Source organism: Chloroflexus sp., from assembly GCF_034435895.1.
In the GTDB taxonomy this organism is placed as follows: Bacteria; Chloroflexota; Chloroflexia; order Chloroflexales; family Chloroflexaceae; genus Chloroflexus.
Window position 1 is genome coordinate 1 of the sequence record NZ_DAOTWH010000114.1, and the last position, 1825, is coordinate 1825.

Here is a 1825-nt window from a genome sequence, read left to right on the forward strand (position 1 = left end):
GCCGCGACCGTCGCCGGCCAGCCTCGTCCCGCCTGTCGCCAGTGCCGTCCGGTGGTCAAGGCCAGCAGTAACCCGGCCAACCCAACGAAGGTGGGGTAATCCCACGTGTTGGTGGCCCGAATCGCGCCCGCCACTAATCCTAGCAGCCCGATCAGCCACCATTGCCGCGCCGCGCCCTTGCGCATCCATGCCAGCGCCAGACCGAGCGCGGCGAGGCTGAGCGGCATAACGATCATGTGCGCATGCAGGTCGGCAAACAGGAAGGTAAAGAAGGGAACCTCGTTGATCGTGCCCGGCGTAATCCGGGTCGCGTCCCAGAAGGCCCATTCGTAGCGCCCTTTGGCCGCTTGCTCGGCGGCATAACCGCTGAGGAACCAACCCGCCTGCGCCATATTGCCGAGCAGGAGCATCAAGCCGGGAGCGAGCGCACCGGCCACCAGCGCCACCCGTTCGCGGCGTGGTGATGGCGCGCGCGCGGCGAGCAGATTATAGACGAGGCCAAACGCGCCGAAGGCGGTAAGGGCAAAGATCGTCGCTACCCCAAGGTTGTAACCGACCGCCGGCGCGATCCCGCTGAGGTGGATTAGCGCGCCGACCAGCACAAATCCGAAGTAGTAGTAGTTGATGTAGCCACCGGCATGCCATGGGTCGAGCGGCGGGAAGGCGGCGCTGCGCAAGACGGCATTGAGATAGGCGAAATCCATCGGCTTTTCGCCGCCGCGGGCCGGGTGCCACAGGTCAGGGTTGAACCAGCGCAGGGTGAGGCCGAGCAACAGAAACCCGATGAAGAGCAATTCAGCCACGAACAGCGCAGTAAAACGCTCTTGCCAGAGTTGGCGCAGCGACTCGCGAGCGCGCCAGCCAACCACTGCTCCTATCCCCAACACGATCAACCCGATCGTCCAGAGGGTGGCTGGCGCAAAGGGGGCAAGGCGCAGGCTGCCGGCCAGCCATGCGAGGTAGGCCACCAGCAACAGACCCACGATCTTGGCCAGCGTAAAGCCACGGTCGGGCAAGCCGCGCAGGCGCGGCCCGATCACGGCAAACACCGCCAGCCCCAGCGCCTCGAGCCAGAGCACCCAGAGCAGCGGCGAGAAGGGGTTTATGCCCAACCATGACCACCACTCGCCGCCAGCAGCGTATTGCGGCCAGACACTCTCGGTGATACGGAGGGCGGTCGGGTTGCGGTCGGCGATCTGCACCGGCGACTTGTAGACCTCGCCCCATTCGACATCGCTGGTAATGAGGCGTTCGGCCCGTTCGCGGCTGTACAACGGCGTCTTGCGGAAGATCAACACCCGCGAATGGTCGTAGACGGTAAACGACTCTTCGGCGCTCTGGTCGGGAATGCGAATGCCGAGAATGGTTGGGTAAGAGGTGATGTCTGCGACGAGCTCGAAGCCGAGTTCGCCGGTGAAGAGGCTGTGGTAGTAGCGCATCAGCGCCGGGTAGCGCATGCGCATGCGTGAGGTACTATCGTAGACGCGGTTGCTGGTCAGGGTGATGTAATCGGCCCGGTCGAGCTGATCGAGCAAGCCGGGTTCACCACCGTTGCCGAAATACTTAGCCGGCTCATCTTCGGCGTACGGCGACGCGTCGATGCCAAAGAAGGTGATATTCCACGCCGCGGTAGTCGTTGCCTGCAACGGCAACGGATCATCCCACCGTTCTGCGATCACATAACTGCCGGGAGGGGCGTGTTCGGCTAACCAGCGCGCTGCTTGCACCCGCGTATGGGGGACGGTATAGATGCGCGAGAAGGCGTAGGCCCAAGCTGCGGTCGCAATCAGCGCCGCCGGCAGCGCCAGCCGGGCCGCCCAGGCTA

At 64.4% G+C, this 1825-nt stretch carries 1 protein-coding gene; it reads right to left on the bottom strand.

The window, feature by feature from the left end; all coding sequences use genetic code 11:
• On the bottom strand, positions 1-1825 hold a 1825-nt coding region (locus tag U9R81_RS06715; protein ID WP_322494736.1), incomplete at both ends, for a DUF2298 domain-containing protein.